Origin of the sequence: Streptomyces sp. TRM70350 (genome assembly GCF_019219825.1) — a bacterium.
In the GTDB taxonomy this organism is placed as follows: Bacteria; Actinomycetota; Actinomycetes; order Streptomycetales; family Streptomycetaceae; genus Streptomyces.
Genome location: NZ_JAHUXH010000004.1, coordinates 63,111 through 76,818 on the forward strand (window position 1 = coordinate 63,111; position 13,708 = coordinate 76,818).

Genomic DNA, 13,708 nt, shown 5'->3' on the forward strand with positions numbered 1-13,708 from the left:
GCTATGCCGATCGGCCAGCTATCGGTGAACGGGCCAAGGAATTCGTGCAAGACCCCAGGACCGGCCGTGTTTCGTACCGTCTGCTTCACAGTACGAAAAGACCAGCTTCGGAGAGCTGTGGGCGCGTGTACGTGCGGTGGCGAATGAATGGCACACGGACGCGCACCCTCAGTTGAAGCCGGGCGGCCGGGTCGCCATGCTCGGATTCGCCAGCGGTGATTACACCATCATTGATCTGGCCTGCACGTATCTCGGGTGCGTCAGCGTTCCGCTCCAGACCAGTTCGCCTGCGTCACAGCAAAGGGCGATCACCGACGAGACGGAGTCCCGCCTTGTCGCCGCGAGTGTCGAACGCTTGGACAGGGCGGTCGATCTCACTCTCGAGAGCCCGTCGATCGATCGCATCCAGGTATTCGATTTCCACGCGGAAGTCAGTGACCACGTCGACGCGTTGGACGAAGCGCGCAGCCGCGTCAAGAGTGCCGGCCGTGCCGTCAGTGTCGATTCACTTCCCGAGGTACTCCGGCGGGGGGCCGGCCTTCCCTGAAGCGCCGTTGTTCGTCCCGGGTGACGACGACGACCCGCTGGCGATGCTCATCTACACCTGAACGATTACTGCAGCAGTGTCGAGGGCCCGGCGCGACTGGGAGAGGCGCCTCAGGCGGTGAGTCAGGATCCAGTGCTCGCAGAGCGCGGTTCAGGCCACCACTGCCGTGCGGCGGATCGGGTCAGCCAGTAACTGATCGGCCAGGTGCCCTGGCGCGGAGAGCGGTGGTGGTTACCGGACCACGCTCGCGCCCTTGGCCGGAGCACGCCCTTCAGTGGTCCCCGGCGACGGGACTGCCCGATACTCGCCGTACGAATCCGCTGTGCCCGGACTCGCCCCTGAACGTCGGTCCCGCCCTCTACGGTGGGGATCCGGATGCCGCCGAGGCGGTGGGGAGGAGGCCGACGGGCGTGCGCAGGGTTCCACCGGAGATGTTCCGGTTCACGACGGTGGAGAGGTCCGATCTGTACGGGGCGGTGCTGGACGCCTTCGGTGTGGCCGGCGAGCACCTGGAGACGGCGCTGGGGCTCGACGCGGTGCGCGAGCGGCTGCGCGGGGTGGGCTGGGCGGCGGCGGTCGAGGACGAGGAACTGCATGAAGCGCTCAGGAAGCTTGTGCAGTGGGAGCTCCTGGACGTGGTGCACAACCACGCGGAGAACTACCGCACGGCCGAGGAATACGAGCGGCGCAACCTGCAGTACTCGCTGACTCGCAAGGGCGAGGCCGCTCTCGCCGGAGTGCGGCACGCGCTTGAGGTTCTCGCCTCCACGGGCGCGTTGCAGACGGCCGTGCTGGAGGCGATCGCAGACCGGCTGGACGAGCTGTGCCTGCTCTCCGATGAGCCCGCCTCGGCCGATCGGCGGATCTTCAGCACGCTGCGGGAGCTGGAGGGGCATCTGGAGGCCCTGGTGGAGAACACCAAGGCGTTCAACGGCGAACTGCAACGCCTCCTGCGCGCCGAGGGCGCGGATCTGGAGGTGTTCCGCGAGGTCAAGGCCGCGACCGTCGCGTATCTGCAGGAGTTCCTGGTCAACCTCGACCGGCGCGGGCAGACGGTCGCCGCCGCTGTGGCCCGGGTCGAGGAACGGGGGACCGCCGTGCTGCGCGAGCGGGCCCTGCGCGGGGCCGAGCTGCCGCCGGTGGCCGGTGAGGATCCCGCGGCCGGCTGGCTGGAGAGCAGGCGGGCGCGCTGGGCGGGTCTGCGGGCGTGGTTCCTGCCGGACGACGGGGCACGGCCCCGGATCGAGCAGCTGCACGACATCGCCCGGCGGGCCATCGTCTCGCTCCTGCAGGTCCTGGAGCGGATCAACGAGTCACGGCGCCGCTCCTCCAGCGCGGTGCAGGACTTCCGGGAGCTGGCGCGCTGGTTCGCCGCGGCCCCCGCGGAGGAGGATCTGCACCGGTTGTGGTCGGCGGCCTTCGGCCTCGGCCCGGCGCGCCACGCTCACCTCGCCCACCCCGACCCGGAGTTGATCCCGTCGTCCCATTCCTGGTCCGAGGCCCCGCCCGTGGAGGTGTCGGCGCTGCTGCGGACCAGCGGCCGGACAGAGCGCTTCACGCGCACGGCCAGGGTGCGGGACGTCGCGGCGGTCAGGGCCGAGCGCGCGGAGCGGGCCCGCGCGGAGCGAGCGGAACTCGCCCGCGCCTGGCAGGTGTTGGAAACGGACGGCCCCGTGCGCCTGTCCTCCTTCGGCGCGCTGGATCCCGCCGCCTTCGACCGGCTGCTCGACCTGCTGGGCCGGGCCCTGTCCGCCCAGCCGGAGGCGGGCGGCCTGCGGCGTGCCATGACGGGGGACGGCCGGGTGGAGATCGCGCTGTCTCCGCCTCCCGACGAGCGCACCGCCCTACTGCGCACGACGAAGGGCGCACTGGCCGGACCCGACTACGTCGTGCGCATTACGGCGGCGGGCGGAAGGAGCGCCTTTCCCGCCTTCCGCACCGCGCAGCAGGAGGCAGCCGGATGAGTACCCTCGCCAACCAACTCGCAGCGGCGGAGCGGGAGGAGGTCGCCCGTGCCATCCGTCTCCTGCTGGCCCGACCCCTGCTGACCGAGGCCGCCGACCCGGCCGGCTTCGAACTGGTACGCCGCCGTCGCGAGCCGCTGGCCCAGTGGTTCGACTACACCTGCGGCTGGAGCCTGGTGGTGGAACCCCGCCGCGGCTACGCCCGCCTCACCAAGGTCCGTGCCGACCCGGACGGCTCCCGGCCGGCCCGCAGGGCGCGCTTCGGCCGGGCCCCGTTCGACCGCCGGCGTTACGTGCTGCTGTGCGTGACCGCGGCCGAGCTGCTGTCGATGCCGATGACGACCATCGGCATGCTCGCCGACCGTGTCGTGCAGGCCACTGCGGCCGACCGGGCGCTGGCCGCGTTCGACCCGGTCCACCGGCCGGAGCGGATGGCGTTCGTCGACGTCCTGAAGCTGCTGGAGTCGTACGACGTACTGCGTGCGGTGGACGGGACGACTGAGGCGTACGTCGAGTCCGCGGAGGCGAAGGTCCTCTACCGCGTGGACACCACGCTGCTGATGCGGCTGCCCGCCGCGCCCGTCGGCGCCTCCCGGCTCGCCGTGCCCCCGGACGAGGTGCCCGCGCGGTTCGGGGAACTCCTCACGGGTCTTGTGCGAGAGCGTCGCTACGGCGGCGTGGTCGTCGACGGGACGGCGGACGAGGCACCCAGCGAGACCGCCGCCACGGATGCCCAACGCAACCTGAGGCTGCGCCACTCGGTGCTGCGCCGCCTCTTCGACGACCCCGTGCTGTACCGGACGGACCTCACCGACGACGAACTCGCGTACGTCACCTCCCTGACCGGACGCCAGATCCTGCGCCGCTCGGTCGAGCAGGCCGGCTTCCTCCTGGAGGAGCGAGCAGAGGGCTTCCTGCTCGTGGACCCGGACGGGATCGCCACCGATGTCCGCTTCCCCGACGACACGTCCACCGCGCGGGTCGCCGCGTTGCTCCTCCTGGAGCCGCTGTGCGCCGCGCCCGCCGGGCTGCTGCCCGAGCAGCTCGCCGAGGCCGGAGCGGATCTGCTGCGCCGCTTCCCGCGCTGGGCCAAGGCCTATCAGTCCGAGGACGGCGCGGCCCGGCTGTCCGGCGACGCCGTACGCGTACTGCGTGACGTCGGCCTGGCCCGCCGGGCCGGGGGGCGTGTCGTCGCGTGCCCGGCCGCGTACCGCTACCGCCTGACGGAGACGACGCGGTCGGGGCCGGAGAACAAGCCGACGGTGCGCGTCATGGCCTCGGGCGACGCTGCCGCAGAAGGAGAGCAGCAGTGAGTGTGACGGAGCTTCCCCTCCCGCGGCGGCCGGAGCCCACCGAGCAGGCCGGGGCATCGGCACAGGCGGCGGATGCCGCCCGCAGCCGCTGGCAGCCGCACCGCGCGGGCATCCTCAACGTCTGGCGCTACTACGACGAGACCTTCACCTTCCACCAGGGCCGCCTGCTGCTGCGCGGCCAGAACGGCTCGGGCAAGTCCAAGGCCCTGGAACTGCTGCTGCCGTTCCTCTTCGACGCCAGCCTCCGCCCCAACCGCCTGTCCACGTTCGGCGGTTCGGAACGCACCATGCACTGGAACCTGCTGGGCGAGGGCGCCTCCGGCAAGACCCGCGTCGGGTACGTGTGGATGGAGTTCCGCCGCGTCGGCGACGACGGCACCGAGCGGTGGTTCGGCTGCGGGGCGCGCCTGCAGGCGAGCGTGCACACCAGCGCGGTGCACGCCGACTACTTCACCACCGGCTCCAGAATCGCCCACCCCGACGGTGTGCTCCTCGTCAACGAGGCGGGACAGCCACTGACCCGGGCCGCCCTCGCCGAAGCCCTGCGCAACCGCGGCGACGTCCACGCCTCGGCCACCGACTACCGCACCGCCGTACGGCGTGAACTCTTCGCCGGCATGGGGGAGCAGCGTTACGAGTCGCTGCTGTCCGCCCTGCTCCAGCTGCGCCAGCCCAAACTGTCCGAACGGCTCGACCCGTCTCTGCTCTCCACCCTGCTGTCCCGCGCCCTGCCCCCGCTGGGCGAGGGAGAGATCGCCGAACTCGCCGAGGGCTTCGAGCGGCTGGACCGCCAGCGTGAACACCTCAAGCGGCTCGACGACGAGGTGACGGCGGCCGAGACCGTCGCATCCCGGCAGCGCGCCTACGCACGAAGGGTCCTGCGTGCCGCTTCCGCCGCGCTGATCTCGGCGACCACCGAGATGGACAACCTGACCCGCGTTGCCCGCCAGAGCGCCGAGGAGCTCGAACAGGCGCTGGCGGAGCGCGAGTCGGCTCAGCGCCGACGCGAGGAACAGGAGCTGCGCGCACACGCCCTGGAGGAGACGATCGAGGGCCTGCGTGAGAGTGACGCGTACAAGCAGGGCGAGGAACTCGACCGGCTCCGCCGTCGCACCGAAGACGTGACAACCGCCGCCGGGCGGCAGCGAGCCGCTGCCCAGGCCGCTCAGGCCCAGTCCGAGAAGGACCGGCGGCACGCCGATGAGGCGGCGGGCCAGGCCCGCACACTCGACGAGCACGCGCGCGAAACCGCAGGAGAAGCACACAGGTCGGCCCGGGCAGCAGGGCTGGAGTCCATCCACCACGAGGTGAGGACGACCCTCGACGCGGATCCTGCGGTGGCCTTCCCCGACAGCACGGGGCGCGACCAAGGCTGCGGCGCCCCGCGCCCGACGGCCGAGAACGGGGCGCGACAAGCCCGTCGGCTGCTGCGCGGCGCGGCCACCGCCCGGCGGCAGCAGGTCACCCTCGTCAGCGAGGCGATCGACGAGCACGATCGCGCGGTACGCGCTCGGGCCGCCGCCGAGGAACTGCTGGACGAGGCCCGCACCCGACTCGCGGAGGCGATCGCCCGGCGGGACGAGGCGGCCGGCGCCTGGGACGACGCCCTCGCAGCGCAGGCGGAACGGCTGCTCGCCTGGGCCGAGGACTGCACGGAACTGCGCATCACCGACTCCGAGGAACTGGTGGCCGCAGCAGCGGCCGATGCCGAGGTGGCGGCCCTGACCGAAGCCGCCGCGCGTCCGCTGGAACAGGAGATCGCCACGGCGGAGGCCACCACCCGAGCCGCACGTCAGGGCCTGCGGGACGAGCGGAGCCGACTCGAGGAGGAGGTACGACGGCTGAGCGGTGAAACCGACCTGCCGCCTGTGCCCCCACCCACCCGCACCACCGTCCGCACGGCGACGGCCGGAGCACCCCTGTGGCGGCTGGTCGCTTTCCGCGAAGGTGTGCCGCTCTCCGTTCAGGCCGCGGTCGAGGCCGCACTGGAGGCGTCTGGCCTCCTGGACGCCTGGGTCAGTCCCTACGACGGGATCACGCTGCCGGGTCACGACACCCGTGCCGAGGCGGCCCTGGCCGTGACTGCCCCGGGGCCCAGCCTGCTGGAGGTGCTGAGGCCCGAGGAGGACATCCCCGTCCCGGCCGACACCGTGACCCGCATCCTCGCCGGCATCGCGTACGGCTCGACTCTGCCCGGCGGGCACCCCGCGGCCGTCTCCGCAGACGGCGCCTGGCGTCTCGCGCTCGCCACCGGGACCTGGAGCAAGCAGGAACCGGCCCACATCGGCGCCCTCGCGCGGCAGCGGGCCCGGCAGCGCAGGATCGGCGAACTGAGCGACCGCATCAGCGGGACGAACGCAGCCCTCGCCACGCTCGACGACCAGCTGCACGGCCTCGCCGCTCGCCGCGCCCGGCTGGACGCCGACCGCGCCGCCCGCCCCGACCACCGGGAACTCGACGCCCGGCGGCGTGACTGGGACCGCGCCGAGGAAAGGGCGGCGGCCCGGGACGACGCCGTGCGCGACGCCGCCGGGCATCTGGCGCGGCGCGAGAGCGAGGTGGCGGGCGCCCTGCGCACGCTCGACCGCCGGGCCGCGGAACACGGGCTGCCCACCGACCGCGACCGGTTGCGTGAACTCTCCGCCGCCATCGACAGGTTCCGGGACACCGCCGACAGCTGGGTGGACGCCCGCCTCGCCGCGACCGCCGCCGCCGACCGGGCCCACCAGAGGGCCGCGCAGGCAGACCGGTCCCGCCGGACCGCCGAGGAACAGGCCGAGGACGCGGCCGCCGCCGAAGCGGAGGCGGCGGGGCTGAAGGCGCGCCTGGAGGCGGTGGAAGCCACCGTCGGCGAGGACTACCGACAGATCGTCGCACGCGTCGCCGAGGCGCGCGCCGAGCTGCGTCGCTGCCGTGAGGAGGCCGGCCGGGCGGCCGATCTCCTGCTGCGCCTGGAAGGACGCATCGGAGAACTGCGGGCCACCAGCGGCCAGGACGCCGAACGACGGGAACAGGCCGTCGCGACCCGGGACGCCGCGGCACATCGGTTCCGGCACCTGTGCCTGGCCGGGCTGGCCGAGGACGCCGGCATCACACCGGAACTCGACGCCGGTGACGGCACCAAGGCCACCCTGGAGGCCGCCCGCGCCACAGCGGCGAAGTGGCCGAGCGTCCCGCACGCCCCACGCAACCTGGGCGACGCCGCGACCCGTCTCTCCGAAGCGGTCCACGAGGCCCGCCAGCGCCTCGGCGCCCGCGCCGACCTCGACCTGGAACCGGACGACGACGTCCAGCTCTTCACCGCCACCCTGGACGGCGTACGCGTGGGGGCGACGGGCCTGCTCACCACGCTCACCCAGGAGCGCGACCGCAGCCGGGACGACATCACGACCGCCGAGCGGCGCCTCTTCGACCAGATCCTCACCGGCGACATCCGCCGCCACCTCGCGGCGCGCATCCGTCAGGCCGGTGAGCTCGTCGACCGCATGAACGGACACCTGGAGCGGGTCCGCACCGCCTCCAACGTCGCCGTCCAACTCGTCTGGGACGTCCGTCCGGACCTTCCGGACAGCACCCGCACCGCCCGTCAGATGCTGCTGAAGGACCCCGGCCGGGTCACCGAGTCCGACCGGGAGGCCCTGCACGCCTTCTTCCGCGCCCGTATCGAGGAGGCCAAGGGCAGCGACACGGCCGCGAGCTGGGAGGAACAGCTCGGCGAGGTGCTCGACTACACCGCCTGGCACCGCTTCACCGTACGCCTCGACCGGGCGAACGGGACCGGCTGGCAGCCGCTGACCAAGAAACTGCACGGCGCGCTCTCCGGCGGGGAGAAGGCCATCGCTCTGCATCTGCCGCTGTTCGCCGCCGTCGCCTCCCACTACGAGGCTGTGCCCCTGGCACCCCGGCCGATCCTGCTGGACGAGGTCTTCGTCGGCGTCGACACCGTCAACCGTGGGCAGGTCTTCGCGCTGCTCACCGCACTCGACCTGGACCTCATGGTCACCTCCGACCACGAGTGGTGCACCTACGGCGAACTGCCCGGCATCGCCGTCCACCAACTCCTCACCGACGGGGACGACGACGCGGTCACCAGCGCCCGCTTCGTCTGGAACGGCACCGACCTGGAGACTGGATGACCCACACCCACCCGGAACCGGCCCCGGGCGAACGCACCCTGCGCCGTCCCGAACTCCGCCCGCTCTGGCACACGGTCCACGACCGCCTCTCCTCCGGCCGCCCCGTCACACGGGTGCGTCTCGGACCGCTCGACGACGCCCAGCGCGAAGCCCTCGCCGACCTCCTCGGCCTCGATCGTCTGCCGGACCCTCGCCCCTTCGTCCCCCTGGCCCGCCTGGAGGACGCCGTCACCGAACTGTCCGGCCGTACGGTACGCGAAACCGTCACCGAACTCGTCGGCCCTCTCGGCGACCGCGCGGGCGAACGGCGCCGTCAGGAAGGCGAACGCGCCGAGCTGTGGACCTGGCTGGCCGACCACGACACCGTGCGGGCTCAGCCCGCGCTCTCCGACTGGGCTGCTTCCTGCCGAGCCGCCGGCCTGGTCGGCGGCTCACCGGAACGCACCCGATCCCTGCTCACCGACGCGCTGACGGTGCTCGCGGAGCTGCCCGCCCAGGCGGAGCCACTGCCGGTCTTCGCCGCCCGAGTCCTCAACGGCCATTCGCACGCACTCGACGACGGCACCCCTCTGTCCAGCCACGTCCTGCGTGCCCTGGCGACCCTTTACGACACCGCCCCGCCGCAGTCCGCGGCGGACCGGCGCGCCCTGTGGACTCGCGCGGGTGTCGCCGACGACGACCTGTCCGCCACCGTTCTCGTCGGTGGACTGCGCCCGGCCGGCGACGGCCCGCTCGCCCGTGTGGCCCGTGTCTGTGCCGAAGCCGGACAGGCCGCCAGCCTGACCCTCGCCCAACTGCGGGCCCCGAACGAGTTCGCCCTCGCCGCCGACCCCGCACCGGTGGTACACGCCGTGGAGAACCCCAGCATCTTGGCTCTCGCCGTACGCCGCTTCGGCCCGGACTGTCCGCCGCTCGTGTGCACATCCGGCTGGCCCAACAGCGCGGCCATCCACCTCCTGCGCCTCCTCGCGGACCGGGGCGCCACCCTCCGCTACCACGGCGACTTCGATGGTGAAGGTGTCCGGATCGCCGCGTATCTCCTGGACAAGACACCGGCCCGCCCCTGGCGCATGACGGCGGCGGACTACCGTGCCGCGGTCGCCCGCACACCGAACGGCCCTCAGCCCGGCCGCCTCACCGAGGCACCTTGGGACCCTGAACTGACCCCAGCCATGACCGAACACGGCATCGCCGTGGTCGAGGAACTGGTGGCCGACGTCCTGTTGGCAGACCTGGCTGAAGCGATTCGGTCCGATGACTCGTCATGTGGCGATCTGGAGCCCGCGGCGAAGCGTTCCTGACCTGAGGCCGACGATCCAGGCTTTCGTGAATTCACGTTCCTCTGTATCCTCGACTCATGCTGTCCCTCGCCTCCGACATCGACGCCCTGGCCCGCTTCGGTCGTGCGCTCGCCGATCCGATCCGCTGCCGCATCCTCCTCGAACTGAGCAAGGCCCCGGCCCACCCCGCCGACCTCGCCGAGCAACTGGAGATCTCCCGCACCCGGCTGTCGAACCACCTGGCCTGCCTGCGCGACTGCGGCATCGTCGTCGCCGTCCCCGAAGGTCGGCGCGTGCGCTACGAGCTCGCGGACCCCCGCCTCGGTCACGCCCTCGACGATCTGCGCGGCGCGGTCCTCGCCGTCGAGGCCGACCGGGTCTGCCCGGACGCCGAGGAGAAGGGCTGCTGCTGATGACCCTGCAGATGTCCCTCGGCCCGTCCCCGGCCCGCCGCGCCCGGCTGACGCGCCGCATACGCCTGCTGGTCGCCGCCACCATCACCTACAACGTCATCGAGGCGATCGTCGCCCTCACCGCGGGGACCCTCGCCTCCTCCACCGCCCTGATCGGCTTCGGCCTGGACTCCGTCATCGAGGTCTCCTCCGCGGCGGCCGTCGCCTGGCAGTTCTCCGCCACCGACCACGCCGTACGTGAGGCACGTGAGAAGAGGACGCTGCGCATCATCGCGGTCTCCTTCTTCGTCCTGGCCGCCTACGTCACGGTCGGCTCCCTGCGCGCCCTGACCGGCACCGGCGAAGCCGAACACTCCATGCCGGGCATCGTGCTGGCCGCCCTCTCCCTCGCGGTCATGCCCTTCCTGTCCGCCGCCCAGCGCCACGCGGGCCGTGAACTGGGCTCCGCCTCGGCCGTGGCCGACTCCAAGCAGACCCTGCTGTGCACCTACCTGTCCGGCGTCCTCCTCGTCGGCCTGCTCGCCAACTCCCTGCTCGGCTGGTCCTGGGCCGACCCGATCGCCGCCCTGGTGATCGCGGCCGTCGCGGTCAAGGAGGGCCGCGACGCGTGGCGCGGCGACGCCTGCTGCGCGATGCCCGCCGACGCCCTCGCCAAGGGGCCGCAGGACAGGTGCGGCTGCACCCCCGGCTGCTCCTGCTGCGGGCCGACCGGGCAGGCCGACGGGTGCTGATCGGGCAAGGCGACGGGTGCTGATCGGGCAGGGCGACGCGTGGCGACCGGGCAAGGCGACGGGTGCTGATCGGGCAGGGCGACGCGTGGCGACCGGGCAAGGCGACGGGTGCTGATCGGGCAGGGCGACGCGTGGCGACCGGGCAAGGCGACGGGTGCTGATCGGGCAAGGCGACGGGTGCTGACCGGGCAGGCCGACGCGTGGCGACCGGGCAAGCCGATGCGTGACGACCGGGCAGGCCGACGGGTGCTGACCGGGCAAGCCGATGTGACGACCGGCTGGGCGTGGAGCGCGCTCGTCCTGTACCGGGCGTGACGCGCGGCCGACGTCGGGCTGTGCGCGCGCATTCGGCGCCGTCGCCCCCGGCGACCCGGGTGCCCGGGGCCTGTCCGGACCGTCCGGTTCCGCCTCCTGGTGGCCCGATCGCGTCAGTCGCTCGCGGGGAGGGGGCGCTCGGCGATCTCCCGGGCCTCGTCCAGGGGGACCCCCAGCATGCGCAGCACCAGCTCCGCCATGCCCCGGGCGGCCGCGTCGCTGTCGGCGTCCGGCCGGGTGAGGCGCAGATCCAGCAGGGCCAGCAGGCTGCCGCCCAGTGCGGAGAGGGCGATCTCGGGGTCGGTGACGGTGAAGCGGCCGGAGGCTGCTCCCGTCTTGAGGTCACCCAGGGCGCGGGGGGACAGGCCGCGGTCGGAGTGGATGTGCCCGAGGCCGCGGTGGCACAGGATCCGCATGATCTCCGGGTGGGTCTCGGCCATCCCGGCGCTGAGCCGCACGCCGAACGCGACCCGCTCGGCCGGGTCGTCGATGCCTTCCAGACGTTCGTCGATCGCCCGGCCGTACTCGTCGAGGGCGTCGAGCACCGCCGCGTCGAAGAGGGCGGTCTTGGACTCGAAGTGGTTGTAGAAGGAGCCGAAGCCGACGTCCGCCCGGTCCGCGATCGCCTGGATGCTCGCGCCGGTGTCGCCGGACTCGGCCAGGATCTGCCGGGCCGCACGGATGAGTGCCTGCCGCGTCGCGGCGCGGCGGCGTTCGAACCGGTTGCTGGGCGGGGCTGACGTCGGCATGGGGCGAGTCTAACCACGACCACCAATACTGATGGATTCGTCAGAAACCTTGGCTGAGGTCGTTGACGTGGATCGAGTCAGACTTGATGATTTCCTCAAGTAGCAGGGTCGCCGATCGGGGACGCCACGCCCTGCCGCACGAGCCACGGAGGGCGCCATGCCTGACCCCCACAGCATCCACCCCCCCAGCACGACGACCGACGTCAGGACGCCCCACCAGGACCTGCACAGCGAGCAGGGCGCCCAGCGCGGCGAGCACCCCGGGCGCTCCCGCAACCCGGTGATCAAGGTGGCCGATCTGGCCTGGCTGGAGTTCGAGAAGCCGGACCTGGACCGGGCCGAGGTCTTCGCCCGCGACTTCGGCTTCCAGACCGCCGCCCGCACCGAGCGGGAGCTGTGGCTGCGCGGCACCTTCGCCGGCACTCCCTGCACGGTGATCCGCAAGGGGCGCACGTCCCGGTTCATCGGCCCGGCCTTCCGCGCCGCCGAGCGGGCCGACCTGGACCGGCTGGCCCGCGCCACCGGCTCCGCCGTACGGGACGCGCACGTGCCCGGCGGCGGCAAGGCCGTCGACCTGCTGGACCCCTCGGGCTTCCCGGTGCGGGTCGTGCACTGTGCCGAGCAGCTGCCCGCCCTGCCCGAACAGCAGCCGCTGCTCCTCAACTTCGGCACCGAGCACCGCCGTACGAACGCCCCCCAGCGTCCGCCGCGTGAGCCGTCGCGCATCCAGCGGCTGGGGCACGTGGTGCTGGAGACGCGGGTGTTCGCCCGCGCCCTGGACTGGTACCTGGACACCCTCGGCATGATCGTGTCGGACTTCCTGTTCCTGGACGGGCAGCGCGACCGGGGCCCGACGATGGCGTTCGTCCGCTGTGATCTGGGGAGCGTGCCCGCCGACCACCACACGCTGGCCATGCACCTCGGTCCCGGCACCGGCTACGTCCACTCCGCCTACCAGGTCACCGACCTCGACGCGATCGCCACCGGCGGCGAATACCTCAACGAGCGCGGCTACCGGCGCAGTTGGGGCGTCGGTCGGCACATCCAGGGCAGCCAGCTGTTCGACTACTGGCGCGACCCGGACCACTTCATGCTGGAGCACTTCGCCGACGGCGACCTGTTCTCGTGCGACGTCGAGGCCGGGTGGGCGCCCATGTCCGCGAGCGGGCTCGCCCAATGGGGACCGCCGGTCACCCGTGACTTCCTCGGCACGAACCCCTCTCCCGCGAAGGTCCGCGAGGTGCTGCACGCCCTGCGCGGCGACAACGAACTCGACCCGGCGCGTCTGCTGGGCCTGTGGAAGGCGATGAACTCATGAGCACCAACGTCCTGCGCACAGCCGACGGCTGGTGGGTCGTCCGCGGCCACCGTGCCACCCGTATCGAGACCAAGGCGGCCACCACGGCCGAGCTGATCGCCGAACGGGGCGCGGTCCGCGAGGCCGCCGCGAGCGCCGCGACCGGCACGCCCGTCGCCGACCTGGTGGCGCTGTCCCCGGTCACCACCCCCTGCCGTGTGGTCGCCCAGATGGTCAACTACCGCAGCCACGCCCGCGACTCGGGCTTCACCGGCGAGATCCCGCCCACCTTCTTCCGCAAGGCGTCCGGCTCGGTCAGCGGCCCGGCCGACACCGTCGTGCGGCCCTCCCACGTGAAGTTCCTGGACTACGAGATCGAACTCGGCCTCGTCATGGGGGCGCCGCTGCCGCTCGGTACCGTCGTCACGGAGCCGGACCTGCCCTCGTACGTCGCCGGGCTGGTCATCACCAACGACGTCAGCGCCCGCGACGTACAGCTGACCAAGACACAGTTCTACGAGAGCAAGTCGTACCCGAGCTTCACACCCACCGGGCCGTACCTCGCCCTGCTGGAGCAGGAGGACTTCGCCCATCTGCTGAACCTGCGGCTGAAGCTGAGTGTCAACGGCGACCTGCGCCAGGACCGCACCCTGGCCGACATGATCGTCCGTCCCGCCGAGGCGCTGACCCTGCTGGCCCGCTTCCAGACCCTCGACCCGGGCGACCTGCTCCTGACCGGCACCCCCGGCGGTACGGCCCTCAAGGCCCCGCCCAAGCCGGTGGAGAAGATCGGCGCGCTGCTGCCGCCCGCGGTGAAGTGGAAGGCGTTCTTCAAGAGCCAGGCCCGCAACCCGCACTACCTCCGGGCGGGCGACCTCATCACCGCCACCATCGCCACCCCGGACGGGCGGATCGACCTCGGCGAGCAGCGCACCGCCGTGGCGGACGCCGAGTAACGCAAGA

11 protein-coding genes are annotated in these 13,708 nt (G+C 72.5%); 10 read left to right on the forward strand and 1 reads right to left on the reverse strand.

Features of this window, described 5'->3' with window-relative positions; genetic code table 11:
• Positions 1-40 precede the first annotated feature (40 nt).
• The 8 genes from KWI83_RS08320 to KWI83_RS08355 all read left to right on the forward strand — a co-directional run bounded on the left by KWI83_RS08320 (position 41) and on the right by KWI83_RS08355 (position 10,699).
• The gene (locus KWI83_RS08320; RefSeq protein WP_218513886.1) at positions 41-547 is read left to right on the forward strand and encodes an AMP-binding protein; all 507 of its coding nucleotides are present in this window, start codon (positions 41-43) and stop codon (positions 545-547) included.
• A gap of 410 nt (positions 548-957) precedes the next feature.
• A complete protein-coding gene (locus KWI83_RS08325) occupies positions 958-2,511 on the forward strand; it encodes a TIGR02677 family protein (protein WP_218513643.1) in 1,554 nt (517 codons plus the stop codon).
• Positions 2,508-3,824 carry a TIGR02678 family protein gene (locus tag KWI83_RS08330; RefSeq protein ID WP_218513644.1) on the forward strand — a complete coding sequence of 439 codons (1,317 nt, stop codon included), beginning with the start codon at positions 2,508-2,510 and terminating at the stop codon, positions 3,822-3,824. The genes KWI83_RS08325 and KWI83_RS08330 overlap by 4 nt, the downstream gene beginning before the upstream one ends.
• Positions 3,821-7,960, forward strand: a complete 4,140-nt coding sequence (locus KWI83_RS08335; RefSeq protein ID WP_218513645.1) for a TIGR02680 family protein — start codon at positions 3,821-3,823, stop codon at positions 7,958-7,960. The genes KWI83_RS08330 and KWI83_RS08335 overlap by 4 nt, the downstream gene beginning before the upstream one ends.
• Positions 7,957-9,261, forward strand: a complete 1,305-nt coding sequence (locus tag KWI83_RS08340; RefSeq protein WP_218513646.1) for a TIGR02679 family protein — start codon at positions 7,957-7,959, stop codon at positions 9,259-9,261. The genes KWI83_RS08335 and KWI83_RS08340 overlap by 4 nt, the downstream gene beginning before the upstream one ends.
• Before the next feature lie 56 nt (positions 9,262-9,317).
• Positions 9,318-9,653 carry a helix-turn-helix transcriptional regulator gene (locus KWI83_RS08345; RefSeq protein WP_218513647.1) on the forward strand — a complete coding sequence of 112 codons (336 nt, stop codon included), beginning with the start codon at positions 9,318-9,320 and terminating at the stop codon, positions 9,651-9,653.
• Positions 9,653-10,384, forward strand: coding sequence for a cation transporter (locus KWI83_RS08350; protein ID WP_218513648.1), 732 nt, complete (start codon positions 9,653-9,655; stop codon positions 10,382-10,384). The genes KWI83_RS08345 and KWI83_RS08350 overlap by 1 nt, the downstream gene beginning before the upstream one ends.
• Positions 10,385-10,492: 108 nt before the next feature.
• Complete coding sequence (locus KWI83_RS08355) at positions 10,493-10,699, forward strand: hypothetical protein (protein WP_218513649.1); 207 nt, start codon at positions 10,493-10,495, stop codon at positions 10,697-10,699.
• Positions 10,700-10,812: 113 nt separating this feature from the next.
• Here KWI83_RS08355 and KWI83_RS08360 read toward each other — a convergent pair whose 3' ends face one another.
• On the reverse strand, positions 10,813-11,448 hold the full coding sequence (locus KWI83_RS08360; protein WP_218513650.1) for a TetR/AcrR family transcriptional regulator: 636 nt from the start codon (positions 11,446-11,448) through the stop codon (positions 10,813-10,815).
• A gap of 157 nt (positions 11,449-11,605) precedes the next feature.
• Between KWI83_RS08360 and KWI83_RS08365 the strand changes: the two genes are divergently transcribed.
• Together KWI83_RS08365 and KWI83_RS08370 are read left to right on the forward strand one after the other, a co-directional pair.
• A complete protein-coding gene (locus tag KWI83_RS08365; RefSeq protein ID WP_218513651.1) occupies positions 11,606-12,766 on the forward strand; it encodes a VOC family protein in 1,161 nt (386 codons plus the stop codon).
• Positions 12,763-13,701, forward strand: a complete 939-nt coding sequence (locus tag KWI83_RS08370; protein ID WP_218513652.1) for a fumarylacetoacetate hydrolase family protein — start codon at positions 12,763-12,765, stop codon at positions 13,699-13,701. Before KWI83_RS08365 ends, KWI83_RS08370 begins: the two co-directional genes overlap by 4 nt.
• Positions 13,702-13,708 lie beyond the last annotated feature (7 nt).